Origin of the sequence: Actinokineospora enzanensis DSM 44649, from assembly GCF_000374445.1 — a bacterium.
GTDB lineage: Bacteria > Actinomycetota > Actinomycetes > Mycobacteriales > Pseudonocardiaceae > Actinokineospora > Actinokineospora enzanensis.
Genome location: NZ_KB894403.1, coordinates 460723 through 478010, shown reverse-complemented (window position 1 = coordinate 478010; position 17288 = coordinate 460723). Strand labels below are relative to the sequence as shown.

Annotated in this window: 8 protein-coding genes; 5 read left to right on the top strand and 3 right to left on the bottom strand. The window is 74.7% G+C overall.

Features of this window, described 5'->3' with window-relative positions; translation table 11 throughout:
• The first annotated feature begins 254 nt into the window (after positions 1 to 254).
• The 5 genes from C503_RS0101955 to C503_RS44230 all read left to right on the top strand — a co-directional run bounded on the left by C503_RS0101955 (position 255) and on the right by C503_RS44230 (position 13377).
• Positions 255 to 6854 carry a type I polyketide synthase gene (locus tag C503_RS0101955; protein ID WP_018680512.1) on the top strand — a complete coding sequence of 2200 codons (6600 nt, stop codon included), beginning with the start codon at positions 255 to 257 and terminating at the stop codon, positions 6852 to 6854.
• A 5-nt stretch (positions 6855 to 6859) separates the two neighbouring features.
• Positions 6860 to 11062 (top strand): beta-ketoacyl synthase N-terminal-like domain-containing protein, encoded by a 4203-nt coding sequence (locus C503_RS37425; RefSeq protein WP_156892896.1) that lies wholly within the window; start codon positions 6860 to 6862, stop codon positions 11060 to 11062.
• Complete coding sequence (locus tag C503_RS0101945; RefSeq protein WP_018680510.1) at positions 11055 to 11345, top strand: acyl carrier protein; 291 nt, start codon at positions 11055 to 11057, stop codon at positions 11343 to 11345. Before C503_RS37425 ends, C503_RS0101945 begins: the two co-directional genes overlap by 8 nt.
• Complete coding sequence (locus C503_RS0101940) at positions 11346 to 12143, top strand: alpha/beta fold hydrolase (protein WP_018680509.1); 798 nt, start codon at positions 11346 to 11348, stop codon at positions 12141 to 12143. It begins immediately after the preceding gene.
• A 73-nt stretch (positions 12144 to 12216) separates the two neighbouring features.
• The gene (locus C503_RS44230; protein WP_084476681.1) at positions 12217 to 13377 is read left to right on the top strand and encodes a glycosyltransferase; all 1161 of its coding nucleotides are present in this window, start codon (positions 12217 to 12219) and stop codon (positions 13375 to 13377) included.
• Here the strand turns inward: C503_RS44230 and C503_RS37420 are convergent.
• The 3 genes from C503_RS37420 to C503_RS0101920 are packed head-to-tail and all read right to left on the bottom strand — an operon-like array spanning position 13263 to position 17248.
• Complete coding sequence (locus C503_RS37420; RefSeq protein ID WP_018680507.1) at positions 13263 to 15125, bottom strand: AfsR/SARP family transcriptional regulator; 1863 nt, start codon at positions 15123 to 15125, stop codon at positions 13263 to 13265. The two genes, C503_RS44230 and C503_RS37420, sit on opposite strands and share 115 nt — an antisense overlap.
• 12 nt (positions 15126 to 15137) lie before the next feature.
• Complete coding sequence (locus tag C503_RS37415; RefSeq protein WP_018680506.1) at positions 15138 to 16166, bottom strand: ABC transporter permease; 1029 nt, start codon at positions 16164 to 16166, stop codon at positions 15138 to 15140.
• On the bottom strand, positions 16163 to 17248 hold the full coding sequence (locus C503_RS0101920; RefSeq protein ID WP_018680505.1) for a daunorubicin resistance protein DrrA family ABC transporter ATP-binding protein: 1086 nt from the start codon (positions 17246 to 17248) through the stop codon (positions 16163 to 16165). The genes C503_RS37415 and C503_RS0101920 overlap by 4 nt, the downstream gene beginning before the upstream one ends.
• Positions 17249 to 17288: the final 40 nt, after the last annotated feature.

The following is a 17288-nucleotide window of genomic DNA, read 5'->3' as shown; positions in this document are numbered from 1 at the left end:
CGAACTATGTCGCTGAATCTGGGAAAATGGCATCAGTGAATTCCTGGACGCCCGCGACGCTAACACGTTCCGAGGTGTGGTGCCGGTTGGCTGAAATTCCGCTCAAGCCGCACTCAAACCTATTCTTTGAATGTGGCCAACCGGCCATCGATGCGGGCATTGTCAGCGAGCCGCCATGCGGTGTTCACATTTTCCCGGAAATGGCCGTGGCTCGACGGCGGCCGAACGACCAGCTCACGGAAATAGGAGGCGCGATGTCGGACGCGCAGGTCGGTGCCCGGTGGCGCGTGCTCGGGATGAGCCCCTTCGAGCTGCCCGACCCGCGGCTGGCGGGCGCTGTCGGCCGGGGCGGCGGACTGGGGGTGCTCGACCTGGACGCCGACGCCCCGGCCGTCCTGGCCCGCGCGGCCGGGTTGGCCGACCGGGTCGGCGCCCGGGTGCGGCCCGGCTGCCCGCTGTCCCCGGCCGACCTGGCCGGGCACGGCGTGGAACTGGTGGTGCTCGGCCCGGACGCGCCGTGGTCGGTCGCGGAGGTGGCGGCGCACCTGCCGGTCCTGGTGGAGGTGACCGAGGTCGACGCCGCGCGCGCCGCGCTGGACGCGGGCGCGCACGGGCTGGTGGCGGTGGGGGTCGAGGCCGCGGGTGCGGTCGGCGAGCTGACCTCGTTCGTGCTGCTGCAACGGTTGTTGCCGCTGGACGCCCCGGTGTGGGTGCGCGGCGGAATCGGCCCGCACACCGCGCTCGGCGCGGTGGCGGTGGGCGCGGCGGGTGTCGTGCTGGACAGCCAATTGGGGCTTTTCACCGAAAGCGACCTGTCGTCCGAATCGCGTGCCCGACTGGCCGCCGCGGATGGCACCGAGACCGAACTGCGGGACGGCCACCGGGTGCTGCGCGGCACCGACCTGCCGCTCGGCGAGGACGCCCACCTCGCGTCGAGCCTCGCGGGCCGCTACCGCTCGGCCGAGGCGTTCGTGCGTGCCCTGCAACGGGACCTGGACACCGCGGGCGTCGATGTCGACCCGCGCGCGCAGGGCGCCCCGGTGTGCCGGTCGCTCGGTGTCGAGCACGCCATCGCGCAGGGCCCGATGACCCGGGTGAGCGACCAGCCCGGGTTCGCCCTCGCGGTGGCCGAGCAGGGCGCCATGCCGTATGTCGCGGTCGCCCTCGCCGACGGCCCGCGCACCGAGGCACTGCTGAGAGAGACCGGTGACCTGCTCGGTGACCGCCCCTGGGGCGCGGGCATCCTGGGCTTCGTCCCCGAGGAGCTGCGCGCCGCCCAGCTGGCCGCGATCCGCGCGGTGCGCCCGGCCAGCGTGCTGGTCGCGGGCGGCACCCCGGCGCAGGCCGCCGCCCTGGAGGCCGAGGGCATCACCGCCTACCTGCACGTGCCATCGCCCACGCTGCTGGGCCAGTTCCTCGACCAGGGCGTGCGCCGGTTCGTGTTCGAGGGCATGGAGTGCGGCGGCCACATCGGCCCACGCTCCAGCTTCTCGCTGTGGGAGGCCCAGCTCGGCGTGCTGGCCGAGCGGGCCGACGTGTCCGATGTGGAGGTCCTGTTCGCCGGTGGCGTGCACGACGAGGTCTCCGCCGCCGCGGTGGCCGCGATGGCCGCGCCAGCCGCCCGCCGGGGCGCCGGGATCGGCGTGCTGATGGGCACCGCCTACCTGTTCACCGAGGAGGCCGTGCGGCACGGCGCGATCACCGGCCGGTACCAGCGCGAGGTGATGGACGCCGACCGCACCGTCACCGTGCGCACCGCGCCCGGCCACGAGACCCGGTGCCTGCCGAGCCCGTTCGTCGACCAGTTCCAGGCCGTCGCCGCCGACCTCACCGAGCGCGGCGTGTCCGTGCGGGACCGGTGGCAGGTGCTGGAGGAGCTCAACGTCGGCCGGTTGCGCATCGCCAGCAAGGGCCTGCGCCGCGAGGGCGCGGAGCTGGTCCGGGTGGACGAGGACGGCCAGGTCGCCGAGGGCATGTACATGGTCGGCCAGGTCGCGGTGCTGCGCGACGAGCTGACCGACATCGCCACCCTGCACCGCCAGGTGACCGCGGACGCCGCGGACCTGTTGGGCGCCAGGCAGTTCGTGCAGGCGCGGGTGGAGGAGCCGGAGCTGGCCCCGGTCGACGTCGCGATCGTCGGCATGGCGTGCGTGTTCCCCGGCACCACCGACCTGCCCGGGTTCTGGTCGGGGATCCTGCGCGGCCGCGACGAGGTGACCGAGGTGTCGCCGGACCGCTGGGACTCGCGCATCTTCTTCCGCCAGGGCGGCGGCGAACGCGGGACGACCCCGTCCAAGTGGGGCGGTTTCCTGCCGCAGGTGCCGTTCGACCCGACCTCCTTCGGCATCCCGCCCGCGTCCATGGGCAGCATCGACCCGGCCCAGCTGCTCTCGCTGGAGGTGGCCCGCCGCGCGCTGGCCGACGCGGGCTACCTGGACCGCGCCTTCCCGCGCGAGCGCACCAGCGTGATCTTCGGCGCGGAGGCGGGCGGCGACCTGGCCAACGCCAACATCGCGGGCGCGCTGCTGCCGTCCTGGTTGGACGGTCTGCCGGACGAGCTGCTGGCGCAGCTGCCGATGGTGACCGAGGACTCCTTCCCCGGCACGCTCACCAACGTCATCGCGGGCCGCATCGCCAACCGGCTCGACCTGGGCGGCGCCAACTTCACCGTGGACGCCGCCTGCGGCTCCTCGCTGGCCGCGCTGGACCTGGCCTGCCGGGACCTCGCGCACGAGGGCAGCGACATGGTGCTGTGCGGCGCGGTGGACGTGCACAACGGCATCGCCGACTACCTGGCGTTCACCTCGGCAGGCGCGCTCTCGCCCACCGGCCGGTGCAGGCCGTTCAGCAGCGACAGCGACGGTATCTCGCTTGGCGAGGGCGTGGCCTGCCTGGTGCTCAAGCGGCTGGCCGACGCCGAACGCGACGGCGACCGGGTCTATGCGGTGGTCCGCGGTGTCGGCACGGCCAGCGACGGCCGCTCCCTCGGCCTCACCGCCCCGCGCCCGGAGGGCCAGCGGCGGGCGATGGAGCGGGCGTACCGGATGGCGGGCGTGTCCCCGGCGACAGTCGGGCTGGTCGAGGCGCACGGCACCGGCACGGTGGTCGGCGACGGTACCGAGCTGGCCACGCTGACCGGGTTCTTCGCCGACGCGGGCGCCGCGCCCGCGTCCTGCGCGCTGGGCTCGGTGAAGAGCCAGATCGGGCACGCCAAGTGTGCGGCAGGCCTGGCAGGCGTGATCAAGACCGCGCTGTCGCTGTGGTTCGGCGTCATCCCGCCGACCCTGCACGTGTCCGAGCCGGTCGCGGGCTGGGATCGCGAGCGCAGCCCGTTCACCTTCAGCACCTCGTCGCGGCCGTGGCTGACGCCGCGTGAGCGGCGGGTGGCCGGGGTGAGCGCGTTCGGCTTCGGCGGCACCAACTTCCACGCCGTGCTGACCACCGGCCCCGGCGGCCCGCTGGACCGGCACGCGCTGCGCGACTGGGACGCCGAGCTGTTCCTGCTGCGCTCGGTCTCGGCGGTCAAGGACCTGCTGGCGTTCACCACGGACGCGGTCGGCAGCGGGGCGCGGTCGCTGGCGGACCTCGCGGCCCTGGTGTCGTCCTGGCCGCGGCGGGAGCCGGTGAAGTTCGCCGTCGTGGCGCGCGACCACGCCGAGCTGGCGCGGGCGTTGGCCGCGGCGGTCGACGGCAGGCCGGACCGGGCGCTGTTCCCGGCCGTGCCCGACGCCGACCCCGGCAAGGTGGCGTTCCTGTTCCCCGGCCAGGGCAGCCAGCGCACCGGCATGCTCGCCGACCTGTTCGTCGCGTTCCCGGACCTGCGCGCGAGCCTGGACGGCGCGGCCGACGCGGTCGCCCCGCTGATGTTCCCGCCCACCGCGTTCCACCCGGACGCCGCCGCGGAACAGGACGTCGCGCTGCGCGACACCCGCGCCGCCCAGCCCGCGCTCGGGATCGCGGGCACGGCCGTGCACGAGCTGCTCACCAGGGTGGGCGTGCGCGCGGACCTGCTGGGCGGGCACAGCTACGGCGAGCTGGTCGCGCTCGCCGCGGCGGGCGCGTTCGACCGGGCCACCCTGCTGCGGCTCAGCGCCCGGCGGGCCGAGGCGATCATGACCGCGGCGGGCGCCGATCCGGGCACCATGGCCGCCGTGCGCGCGCCCGCCGACACGGTCGCCGCGCTGCTGCGGGAGTGGGACCTGGACGGCGACGTGGTGCTGGCCAACCACAACGGCCCCGAGCAGATCGTGCTGTCCGGTCCGACCGAGCGGGTGACCGCCGCGGTGGAACGGCTGAGCGGCGAGGGACTGTCCGCCAAGCGGCTCCCGGTCGCCTGCGCGTTCCACAGCGCCGTGGTGGCGCCCGCCGCCGACCTGTTCGCCGCCGCACTGGCCGAGGAGGACCTGCGCGCGCCCCGGCTCCCGGTGTACGCCAACCGGACCGCGGCGCCCTACGGGTCCCCGGAATCCCCGGAGACGGGGTCCGGTGCGGACGTTCGGGCCGAGCTGGCCGCCCAGGTCGCCTCGCCGGTGCGCTTCGTCGAGCAGGTGCGCGCCATGCACGCCGCGGGCGCGCGCACCTTCGTCGAGGTCGGCCCCGGCTCGGTGCTCACCGGCCTGGTCGGCGCGATCCTCGGCGACGCCCCGCACACCGCCGTGGCCACCGACCCCGGCGCCCCAGGACTGCGCGGCCTGCTGACCGCGCTCGCCCGGCTGGCCGCCGCGGGGGTGCCGGTCGACACCGACTGGCTCGTGCGCGGCCGCGACCGGACCCTGTCGGCCGCGACGCCCGCCGCGGGCGTCGCCCCCTGGACGGTCGACGGCCAGCTGGTCCGCCGCGCCGACGGCACCATCCCGCCCGGGGCCCTGGTCCCCGCCCGACGAATCACGAGGTCCCTGATGTCAACCGACACCACGTCCACCGAGCGCGACCCCCGCGACGAGGTCGTCGCCGCCTTCCTGCGCACCAACCGGGAGATGGTCACCGCGCAGCGCGACGTGCTGCTCGGCTACCTCGGTTTCGGCGCCGCGGCCGCCGCCCCCGCCGCGCCGCTCGCCCCGGCCGCGCCGGTGCTGATGGCGGCGGCCCCGGTGCTGGAGCAGGCGCCCGCGCTCACCGAGGCCGCGGCGGCCCCCGCCGACGCGGTCGCCGAGGTGTCCGTTGTGGACGGTCCGGTGGACGTGCTGGCCGCGGTGGTCGAGGTGATCAGCGCGCGGACCGGCTACCCGCCGGAGATGATCGACGGCGACCTCGACCTGGAGGCCGACCTGTCCATCGACTCGATCAAGCGCACCGAGATCGCGGGCACGCTGATCGCCAAGCTCGGCGTGACCGTCGAGGGCACGGTGCACGACGAGCTGCACCGCAGGCGCAGCGCGCAGGCCATGGCGTACTGGCTGGAGGAGCGCATGGGCATCGGCGCCGCGCCCGCGCCGGTCGTCGAACGGGAGATCACCGGGGTGCGGCCGCGCCGGTTCCTGCAGCGCGCGGTACCCACGGCCGCGGTGGCGGCGGCGCCCGACCTGTCCGGCAAGCGGGTGCGCGTGGTGCACGACCCCTCCCGGATCGAGCACGCGGCCGCGGTCGCCGAGATGGTGACCGCGCACGGCGCCACCACCACGACCGACGACGCCGACACCCTGGTCCTGCTCACTCCGCTGACCCCGGCCGACGAGCCGATCGCGCCGCAGGTGTTCGCCACCCTGCGCGACGCGGTGGCCGCGGGTACCGGCACGCTGGTGGTCGTCACCCCGCACGAGGCCGGGCAGGCGCCCACGCACACCGCCGGGCTGCGCGGGATGCTGCGCTCGGTGCAGGTCGAGCGGCCGGACCTGCTGGCCCGTCTGGTCGAGGTGGAGCCGGACATCGACCCCGTCGCGCTGGCCAGGCTGCTGGCGGGCGAGCTGGCCGATCGGGCCGAGCTGCCGGTGGTCCGGCACAGCGGCACCGACCGGTTCACCTTCGAGGTGGTCGAGGCCGAGCTGGACGCGGCGGGCGCGGGCGAGCTGGGCCTGGACCGCGACTCGGTCGTGCTGGTCCTCGGCGGCGCGCGCGGCATCACCGCCCGGTGCGGCATCGCCCTGGCCGCCGCCGCGGGCTGCCAGCTGGAACTGGCCGGCCGGACGCCCTGGCCGCCGGAGTCGGCGCTGTCGCCGGAGCTGGCCACCGCCGACGAGAACGGCCTGCGCGCCGCGCTGGCCGCGGGCGGCACGCCGCTGCCGGAGATCGAGCGCGCGGTGCGCGCCATCGTGACCCAGCGCGAGGTGTCCTCGACCGTCGCCCAGATCCGCGCGGCGGGCGGCCGGGTGGACTACCGGCAGGTCGACGTGCGCGACGGCGCCGCGGTGCGGCAGCTGATCAAGGACGTGCACGCCCGGCACGGCAGGCTCGACGCGGTCGTCTACGCCTCCGGCGTGCTGGACGACAAGCTGATGCTGGACAAGGACGACGAGTCGTTCCGCTTCGTCTACTCGACCAAGGTCGACGGCGCGCGGGCGCTGCTCGACGGGATCACCGAGGCGGGCGTGCGACCCGGCCTGACGCTGTTCTTCGGCAGCGTGTCCGGCGTGTTCGGCAACCCCGGCCAGATCGACTACGCGGCGGGCAACGACTCGCTGGAGACATTGGGCACCGCGTTCGCCGAGCGCACCGGCTGCCGGGTGGTGACCGTGCACTGGGGACCGTGGGTGCCCAGCGGCGAGCACACCGGGATGGTGTCCGACGAGCTGGCCCGCGACCTGGACCGGCGCGGCATCCGGCTGATCGACCCGGAGGAGGGCACCGACTGCCTGATGCGCGAGCTCACCCACGGCGGCCCGGACAGCCGCGCGGTCGTGTACACGGCCTGGGTGTGACGCCGGTGTCTGCCCCATCGGCCGGAGGGCCCGCCGCGGTCGCGGTCGTCGGGATGGCGGTGATGCTGCCCGGCGCGCCGGACCTGGACACCTACTGGCACAACCTGCGCACCGGCTTCGACGCCATCACCCCGATCCCGGAGGAGCGGCGCGACCCGCTCTTCCACGCCGAGACCGCGGACCCGATGGCCCCGGTCCCCGCCGACCGCACCTACTGCCACCGGGGCGGGTTCCTCGCCCCGTTCGGCGTGGACGCCGTCGCGCTGGGCATCATGCCCAACTCGGTCAACACCGTGGAGCCCGACCAGCTGCTCACGTTGCGGGTCGCGGCCGCCGCGGTGGCCGACGCGGGCGGCCTGTCCGCCCTGGGCGACTCCGACCGGGTCGGCGTGATCCTCGGCCGCGGCGGCTACGTCGGCCCGCGCATGGTCGGCCTGGACCTGCGGGTCCGCGCGATCCGCATGTTCCTGCGGATGCAGCGCGAGCTCAGCCCCGGCATCACCGACGCCGAGCTGGACCGGCTGCGCGACGCGCTGCAGGAGTCGCTCGGCCCGATGCAGCCGGAGTCGACGATCAACCTGGTGCCGAACCTGGCCGCCTCCCGGGTGGCCAACCGGCTGGACCTGCGCGGCCCCGCCTACACCGTGGACGCCGCCTGCGCGTCCTCGCTGCTGGCGGTGGACCAGGCGGTGAACGAGCTGATGTCCGGCCGCTGCGACGCGGTGCTGGCGGGCGGGGTCTACCACGGCCACGACGACTCGTTCTGGGCCGTGTTCAGCCAGCTGCGCGCGCTCTCGCCGACCGAGTGCATCCGCCCGCTGTCGGCCGACGCCGACGGGCTGCTCATCGGCGAGGGCGCGGGCATGGTGGTGCTGCGCAGGCTCGCCGACGCGCACCGCGACGGCGACCGGGTCTACGCGGTGATCCGCGGCGTCGGCTCGGCCAGCGACGGCCGCACGCAGAGCCTGTTCAACCCGGACGCCGACGGGCAGCGCAAGGCGCTGCGGATGGCCTGGGCCGCGGCCGGGCTGGACCCGGCCGCGCCGGACTCGGTCGGCATGGTCGAGGCGCACAGCACCGGCACCCCGGTGGGCGACGCGGCCGAGCTGACCGCGCTGGCCGACGTGTTCGGCGCCCCGGCCGGGGCCTCGGCGGTGATCGGCTCGGTGAAGTCGATGATCGGCCACACCATGCCTGCCGCGGGCATCGCGGGCCTGATCAAGTCCTCCCTGGCGGTGTACCACGGCGTGCTGCTGCCCACGCTGCACTGCTCGGAACCGAACCCGCTGATGGCCAAGACCCGGTTCCACCCGCTGGACGCGGCCAAGCCGTGGGATGGCGTGGGCCCGCGCCGGGCCGCGGTCAACGCGTTCGGCTTCGGCGGCATCAACGCGCACGTGGTCATCGAGCAGGACGTCAGCCGCCCGGCGCGACGGGCGAGCACGACGATCGCCGAGCCGGAGCGCGTGCTGCGGCTGGCCGCCGACGACCCGGGCGAGCTGGACGAGCTGCTGGACCGGCACGCGGGCGACGGCAGTGCGACGGCGGAGCCGCTGGGCGACCCGGCCGGGCGTTACCGGCTGGGCATCGTGGGGCCGGACGAGAAGCGCCGGTCGGTGGCCCGCCGCGTGCTGGCTCGCGCAGGCCAGCCCGGCTGGACCTGGTCCTCCGGCGACGTCTGGTTCACCGGCGCGCCGCTACTGCGCGAGCCCGGGGCCAAGACCGCGTTCGTCTTCCCCGGCCTGGAGGCCGACTTCGCGCCCAGGATGGACGAGGTGGCCGCGCTGCTCGGCATCGAGCCGCCCACGTTCGAGACCGACAGCGTCGGCGCGCACGTGGCGGCGGTGTCCGTGGCGGGCGTGCTGCTGCACCACGCGGTGCTGCGGCTCGGCGTGCACGCGGACGGGTTCGCCGGGCACAGCATCGGCGAGTGGTCCGCGTCCATGGCCGCGGGCATGTACCAGGACGAGCGGCCGGGTGCGGGCCTGGTCGGCCTGCCCATGGCGGAGGTGGACTACCTGGCGCTGGGCTGCTCGGTCGACGAGGCCATGGCGGGCATCGCCGACGAGCCGGACGTCGTGCTCTCGCACGACAACGCGCCCCGGCAGACGGTCGTGTGCGGTCCGGGCGAGGCGATCGAGCGGCTGGCGGCCCGGTTCCGCGAGGCGGGCGTGTTCGCCCGGCCGCTGCCGTTCCGCACCGGGTTCCACACCCCGATGATGGCGCCCTACCTCGACCTCTACCTGGCGGCGTTCGCCGAGATCGGCGTGCGGCCGACCACGGCGCCGATCTGGTCGGCCACCATCGCCGACCGGTACCCGGAAGACCCCTTGGAGCTGTACCGGCTGTCCGCGGACCACCTGCTGAAGCCGGTGCGGTTCCGCGAGCTGGTCGACCGGATGTACGCCGAGGGCTACCGCGTGTTCGTCCACATGGGAGCGGGCCAGCTCGGCTCGTTCGTGGCCGACACCCTGGCCGACCGGCCGCACCTGGTCGTCCCGGCCGCGTCCTCGGCGCGTCCCGGCGTGGCGCAGCTGCGTCGGTTGGCGACCGCGCTGTGGGTCGAGGGCGCCGATCCGGACCTGTCCGCTTTGGACCCTGTCCGGTCGACTGGACAGTCCGCTGTGGATTCATCCGGTCGGCGTGTTCGTGGCAGGGACAAGAAGGACACCGGGCGCAAGGCCTCGGCGATGGGGGAGATCGAGGTACGGGTCACCACCTCCTCGCTCTCGGTCGGCGAGTCCGTGCGCGGGATGCTCGACCGCCGGTCGGGTCCGCGTCCGAGCCTGCCCGCCGGGATTCCCGGCGACATCGCCGCGGAGCTGTCCGCGCTGATCACCGAGACCGACGACGCCGTGCGCACCGTGGTCGCCGCCGTGGCCCAGGCCCGGCCGCGCCCGGAACGCGCGCCCCGCCGCGCCCTGGCGGCCCGGCCCACCGCGGCCGGACAGACCCAGGTGTCACAGGACAAGCCGGTGGAGCCTGCCCCGCCCGCCCGGACGGTGTCGGTGGAGGAGGGCGGCACGGTCCGCACCACGCGGCTGCGGATCTCCGTGGACGCGATGCCCTACCTGCGCAGCCACCGGTTCTTCCGGCAGCGCGCGGACTGGCCCGACGAGTCCGACTACCGACCCGTGGTGCCCGCCACCACGCTCGTCGAGTGGGCCCAGCGGGCCGCCGAACAGGCCTGGCCCGGCCAGGTCGCGGTCACCGTGCGGGATATCCGGTTCACCCGCTGGACGCTCGCGGAACCCGCGCAGGACCTGGAGATCCGGCTGGAACGGCCGGTCCTGGACGGTCCCGTCACCGTCCACATGGGAGAGTCGGCGAGCATGACGGTGGACCTCGCCGACAGCTACCCGCCCGCCCCGGAGCCGCGCAGGCACCCGGGCCCGCAGGTCGGCCCCGCGCTGACCCCGACGGAGATCTACGACGAGCGGCAGATGTTCCACGGCCCGCAGTACCAGGGCCTGACCGAGGTCACCTCGCACGCCGAGGACAAGGTGTGCGGCCGGATCGAGGTGCTGCCCGCGCCCGGCTTCGTGCTGGACAACGTCGGCCAGATGCTGGCCTGCTGGCTGCACGTGCGCTCCGATGAGCGCAGGCTCGCGTTCCCGGTGCGGGTCGACTCGATCACCTTCCACGGCCCGCCCCCGCCACTGGGCGCCGCGGTGGACTGCGTCGCCGACGCCCGGATCCCGGACGAGCGGGCGCTGGAGATGGACGCGGACGTGCTGTCCGGCGGCCGGGTGTGGGCGCGCGTCACCGGCTGGCACGACCTGCGGCTCGACTGCGACCGCGCCGACCACGCCGTCTACGCGTTCCCACAGGACCACAAGCTGTCCCGGCCGCAGGCCGACGGCTGGTGGCGGGTCGAGGACCGGTGGCCGACCGTGGCCGCCCGCGACCTGTTCGTGGGGGTCTACCTGAGCGAGCCCGAACGCGCGGAGCTGGCGGCGGTCCCGCCGCGGGACCTGCGCGCCTGGCTGCTCGGGCGGTTCGCCGCCAAGGACGCCGTGCGGGCCTGGCTGGCCGCGCACGGGGTGGAGCGGGTGTTCCCCGCCGAGATCCTGGTTACCGGGGACGGCGACCGTCTCCGCGTGTCCGGACACCATGGCCTGGAGGTGCCCGCGCTGCGGGTCGCCCTCGCGCCCGCGGGGCCCAACGCGGTCTCCGCCCGAGTGGAGAGGACCACCGGAGATGATTGACACGAGCACCGTATTCGACGACGTCGTCGAGCTGATCTGCGGCCTGGTCGGCGACGACCTGGACATCCTCGGCGTCGAGGTGCGCCGGGACACCGCCTTCCACGAGGACCTCGGTCTGGAGAGCATCGACCTGGTGACCCTGGGCGGCCTGCTCGCCGAGCGCTTCGGCCCCCGGGTCAACCTGGCCGCGCACCTGGCCGAGTACGACCTCGACGACGTCATCGGCCTGACCGTCGGCGAGATCGCCGAGTACGTCGCCGACCGCCTCCGGGAGGAGGACTAGGTGCCGGAGCTGAAGGTCAACGGACTGCGCACCAACTACCAGGTGCTGTCCGGGGCGGGCGAGCCGACCGAGTCGGTCGTGTTCATCCACGGGATGGGCACCGACAGCCTGGCCAGCTTCTATCTGACGCTGGCCCCGCCGGTGGCCGCCGCGGGCATCGATGTGATCAGCTACGACCTGCGCGGGCACGGCAAGTCCGAGCGGCCGGTCAGCGGCTACGCGCTGGCCGACTTCGTGGCCGACCTGCACGAGCTGATCGTGGCGCTGGTCGGGGACCGCCGGGTGCACCTGGTCGGCAACAGCTTCGGCGGCACCATCGCCTACGCGTTCGCGGCCCGGTTCCCGGAGCGGGTGCGCAGCGTGGTGTCCATCGAGTCCGAGCCGCCCACCGAGATCTGGGCGACGAAGATGCGTTTCACCCTGGCCGCGACGCTGGAGATGCTGTCGGTCGAGGAGAACTACGACTGGATCGAGGCCAACTTCGGCGCGCACCACCGGCGGCTGGCCCGGCTGGCGGCCAAGCGGTTCACCGACACCACGATGGCCGACGAGGTGCCGACCGGGGCGCTGATGTCGATCGAGGACGTGTCCGCGATCGAGGTCCCGGTGCTGTCCATCCTCGGCCGGTACGGCTACCAGTCCGACGACCTGGACGCGTTGACCTCGCTGATGCCGCGCGGGGAGCTCTACGTGTTCGACGACCAGGGCCACTCGGTGCTGGTCGAGCAGCACCGCGCGGTGCGCGGGCTGCTCGTGGACTGGGTGCGCAGGCACGGCACGCCCGTCACGGACGGGTAGGGAGCGGCCCGCCGGGCGCGGGCGCGAGCAGGAGCGGCGGAGGAGGAGCAGTGTGGATGAAAGAGCACCGCGGATGAGCAGGCTGTTGTTCGTCGTACCGCCGCTGGCAGGCCACGTCAACCCACTAATCGGGGTGGCCGCCGCGGCGATGGAACGCGGGCACGAGGTCGCCTGGGTCGGCCCGTGTCCGGTCGTGCGCGACCTGGTGGGGGAGCGGGTCTACCCCGCCGGGTCCTATCTGGAGCGGCGGCCCGCGGGCCTGCGGGCGTTCGCCGCGCTGCGGTTCCTGTGGGCCGACTTCCTGGTGCCGCTGGCCGACGCGATGGTGCCCGGGGTGCTGGCCGCGGTCGAGGACTTCGGCCCGGACCTGCTCGTGGTGGACCAGCAGACGTTCGCGGGCGCGCTGGTCGCCGAGCGGCTCGGCCTGCCCTGGGTCACCTCGGCCAGCACCTCGGCGGAGCTGGCCGACCCGCTCGGCGGGCTGCCCAAGATCGGCGACTGGGTGCGCGAGCAGCAGCGCGGCCTGCGCGCCAGGCACGGCGTGCCGGGCGAGGACGACCTGCGATTCTCGCCGTACTCGACGGTGGTGTTCAGCACCGTGGAGCTGGCCGGGGAGCCGGTGGTCGCGGTGAAGGACCCGCGGTACGTCGGTCCGTCGCTGGCGCACCGCCGCCCGGTGGAGTTCCCCTGGGCGCGGCTGCGCCCGGACGCCCGGCTGGTGCTGGTGACGCTGGGCACGACGAACTCCGAGGCGGGCGGCCGGTTCCTGGCCGAGGCCGCGCTGGCCCTGGCGGAGCTGACCGAGCAGCCGGACCTGCAGGGCGTGATCGCCGACCCCGGCGGCTTCCTGACCGCGTCCGGGGACGTGATCGTGGTGCCCGCGGCGCCGATGCTGGACCTGATCCCGCGCGCCGCCGCGGTGGTCTGCCACGGCGGGCACAACACCGTGTGCGAGACGCTGGCGAACGGGGTGCCGTTGGTGATCGCGCCGATCCGCGACGACCAGCCGGTGCTGGCCGACCAGGTGGTCACCGCGGGCGCGGGCGTGCGGCTGCGCTTCGACCACGCGCGCGCCGACGACATCGCCGCCGCGCTGCGCGCGGTGATCTCCGATCCGGGTTACGTGGAGGCGGCCTGCCGGGTGCGCACGTCGTTCGACCGGGCGGGCGGCGCCCAGGCCGTCGTGTCACGCCTGGAGGACCTCGCGCACAGCTCGCGGACCGCTCGCAGGTAGAGCGGATCGATGCGATACCGCATGCCCGCGCGCGAGTTGCCCGGCGGCGCCGGGTCGGCCAGGCGCACCCAGGTGAGCCGGTCGAGCAGGTCGGCGGCGGACGCGCGGGGCAGGCCGACCGCCCGGCTCACCCACTCCGCGGACACCGCGTCGGGGCGACCGTCGCGGTGCGCCAGCCGGGCCAGCGCGCCCCACTCGGCGGTGCCCAGCGCGGCGGCGCTGCGCGCCACACTCGTGGCCAGGTCGAGCTTCCCGGCCGCGGGTGGCGGGTCGGCCAGCCGCTGCGCCAGCCGCCCGAGTGACCAATGTGGACGGAACCGGGCCAGCTCGGCGAGCACCGCGGCCACCAGCGGCAGGCCCGCGCAGCGGGTCACCAGCGACCAGGCGGCGGCGGGCTCGCGCTCCACCCTGGCCGGGCCGACCCGGGCGGCGAACAGCGCGAGCAGCTCGTCACCGGACATCCGCGGCAGCTCCACCGACACCACCGGCGCGGACAGCCGCGACGAGCAGCCCAGCACCAGCGCGCTGTCCGGCGAACCCGGGGTCAGCGCGGTGAGGTCGGTCGTGTCGTTCACGTTGTCCAGCATCACCAGCAGCCGGGTGTCTCTGGTGTGCCTGCGGAACAGGGCCGCGCGCGCGGACAGGCCGTCCGGGACGGGCGCGTCCGGGCGCAGCGCGCGCAGGAAGTCACCGAGCACCCGGGCGGGGGAGTGCTCGGCCAGGTCGGCCAGCAGCCTGCCGTCCGGGTAGGCCGCGCGCACCTCCTCGGCCACCCGCGCGCAGAACGTGCTCGTGCCCACGCCGGGCGCGCCCACCACGGCCAGCACCGCGGGCCCGGTGCGCGCGGACCGGGTCAGCTCGGCGCGCGCGAACGCCGCCTGCGGGTCGTGCCCGAACACCTCCCCGGCGGGCAGCACCTGCTCCGGCCGGTCCCGTCGCGGGCCGCGCAACGGCCGTACCGCGCCCGCGGGCGAGCCGAGCCCCGGCAGGACGCCGGTGGGCGCGGGCTCGTCGCGCAGCGCCTGCTCGAACGCCGACCGCAGTGCCTGCCCCGGTTCCAGGCCGGACTCGCGGGCCAGCCGCGAGCGCACCTCGTGGAACAGGTCGGTGGCGCGGGCCCGCTGCCCGGCGTGCGCGAACCCCAGCAGCAGCGAGGCGTAGAGCTGCTCGTGCCGCGGGTCCTCCCGCATCACCCGGTCCACCTGGGCCAGCACGGCCTCGGGGTGCCCGAGGTCCAGCTGCACCCGCAGGTACCGCTCCAGCACGCCCACCCGCACGAGGTCCAGGCGGGTCTTCTCGCGGCGCAGCACCGGCCCCAGCGACACGTCCGAGAGCACGTCGCCCCGGCACAGGTCGACCGCGGCGCCCAGCACGTCGGCCGCGGCCGCGGTGTCGTGCGCGCGCAGGTGCGACTCGGCGTTGTCACGCAACCGAAGCAGATGCTCGGCGTCGAGGTAGTCCGGCGGCGCGAGCGCCAGCCGGTAGCCCACCTTCGGGGTGTGCACGCAGATGTCGGCGGTGCCGAACAGCTTGCGCAGCTGGGACACGTAGGTCTGCACGATCCGCGCGTACTTGGCCGACGGCGGCCCGGACCACAGCTCGTCGGTGATCGTCTCGTGTCGCACCACGGTGCCCGGGTTGGCCGCCAGCAGCGCAAGCAGCCTGCGCAGCTTGGGCTGCGACGGGGTCACCGGCACGTCGTCCAGGCTGCCGCGCAGCGCGCCCACGATCTCGATACGTATGGTCATGACGGTCCTCGGTCAGGTCACCCGGCGGAAGTTCCGGGCGGCGGTTGCGGCCCCGGCGAGCGCGGCGACCAGGGCAAGGCCCACCGCCAGTGGCAGCGACCAGCCCGGGATCCGGCCAAGCGCGAGCGCGCGGGTGGCGTCGATCGCGTAGGTCAGCGGGTTCACCGCGGCCACCGCCCGGATCCACGCGGGCATGCTCTGCAGCGGCATGTACGCGCTGCTGGTGAACATCAGCGGGTACATGGCGATGAACGAGATCGCCTGCATCAGCTCGACATTGCGCTGCCAGGTGGCGATGGCCACGAAGATCCAGCTCAGGCCCCAGCCGACGACCAGGGTCAGCAGGATCGCGGCGGCCAGGCCGAGCGGGCCGCCGTCCGGGGCGAAGTCCAGGAACAGCACGGCCGCCACCGCGATCGAGGTCTGCTGGACCGCGAGCCGGGCCGTGTCGGCGAACGTGCGGGCCACCAGCACCGAGACCGGGCTGATCGGCAGGCTGCGGAACCGGCCGACCACCCCCGAGTAGGTCTCGGCGATCAGGCCTGCGCCCGCGCCCATGGCGGTGAGCAGCGCGATGTTCACCAGGGTGGCGGGCATCAGGTAGTTGATGTAGCCGGCGTACTGGGCCATCCCCGGCAGCGCGCTGACGCCGGAGAAGACCTGGCTGAACAACAGGAGCAGCACGACCGGCTGCAGGAAACCGAAGAACACCAGCCGGTAGTTGCCGAACGCGGCCCGGAGCGAGCGCGTGGTGAGCACCCACACCTGCGTCCGCACGGAGCTGCCGGTCCAGGCCGCTCGGTCGGCCGCCGACGTGCCGTCCTCGGCGTTGCCGTGCCCGTCCGGCTTCGCCTTGCCCGCCCGGGTTCCCGGGTGCCGGGCGTCCTGGCCTGCCTCGACCCCGTCGGGACTGGCGGGTGTGTCGGGAGTGCCGGAACCCTTGGCGGCGGCGGTGTTCCTGGCCGCGGTGCCGCGGGCCAGCGCGCCCACCGCCCGGCGCCGCTCGGCCCGGCTGGACGCCCGCGGGTGGTCGGTGCTCATGCGGACTCCTCCGCGGGATCGGCGGGACGGGCGGGTCCGGGAACCGGGACGACCGGGACCGGACCGGTGGCCTCCGGGTCGTCGCCCGATCCGCCTGCCGCCGCCTGGTCGGCGCCGACGCCCTCCGCCGACCAGGCGGCGTGGTGCAGGGCGAGGTAGACCTCGTCCAGGGTGGGCTCGGTGACGGTCAGGTCGAGCACCCGCAGGCCGTAGCGGTCCAGCTCACGCACCAGCGGCACGATCATGCCGGGCGACGGCATGGGCGCGTGCACGGTGTGCGAACCGGGATCCAGGGTCGGCCGCAGCCCCAGCCGGTGGAACTCCTCCAGCGCCCAACGCGCGGAGAACGCGTCCGGGAAGGACACCGCGGCGGTGCGCGCGCCCACCCTGGCCTTCAGCTCGGCCGGGGTGCCGCCCGCCACGACCGCGCCCGCGGCCAGCACCACGAGCCGGTCGGCCAGCCGGTCGGCCTCCTCCAGGTACTGGGTGGTGAGCACGACCGTGGCGCCGAGCGCGGCCAGCTGCCGGACGGTGTCCCACAGCCCGATGCGGCTCACCGGGTCCAGCCCGGTGGTCGGCTCGTCCAGGAACAGCACCTCGGGCGAGCCGACCAGACAGGCGGCCAGGTCGAGCCTGCGCCGCATGCCGCCGGAATAGGTCATGGCCGGTCGATCGGCCGCGTCGACCAATCCGAACACCTCGACCAGTTCCTCCGCGCGGGCTTTCGCCGCGCGCTTCGGCGCGCCGAGGAGTCGGGCGACCAGAACGAGGTTTCCTTTCGCGGAGAGCGTTTCGTCTATCGAGGCGAATTGTCCGGTCAGCGCGATCCGTCGGCGCACCTCGTGGCTGTCGCGGACGACATCCAATCCGCACACTGTCGCGGTGCCGGAGGTGGGCTTGACCCGGGTGGCGAGTATGTCGACCAGGGTCGTCTTCCCGGCCCCGTTGTGCCCGAGGACCGCGACCACACTGCCTGCCGCGACCTGCAGGTTCACCCCGGCCAGCGCCGTGACCTGGTCGTATGTCTTGCCGAGGTCGACGACGTCGATGCGCGGGTCGGTGATTCTCGCGGGCGTGGCCACCGGGTCATCGGAAAGGCGACCCAGTGCGCTTGTCCGATTC

Coding starts and splice junctions, on each gene's coding strand:
- C503_RS44230 (WP_084476681.1), top strand. CDS start 12,217: ATGAGCAGGCTGTTGTTCGTCGTACCGCCGCTGGCAGGCCACGTCAAC.
- C503_RS37415 (WP_018680506.1), bottom strand. CDS start 16,166: ATGAGCACCGACCACCCGCGGGCGTCCAGCCGGGCCGAGCGGCGCCGG.
- C503_RS0101955 (WP_018680512.1), top strand. CDS start 255: ATGTCGGACGCGCAGGTCGGTGCCCGGTGGCGCGTGCTCGGGATGAGC.
- C503_RS37420 (WP_018680507.1), bottom strand. CDS start 15,125: ATGACCATACGTATCGAGATCGTGGGCGCGCTGCGCGGCAGCCTGGAC.
- C503_RS0101945 (WP_018680510.1), top strand. CDS start 11,055: ATGATTGACACGAGCACCGTATTCGACGACGTCGTCGAGCTGATCTGC.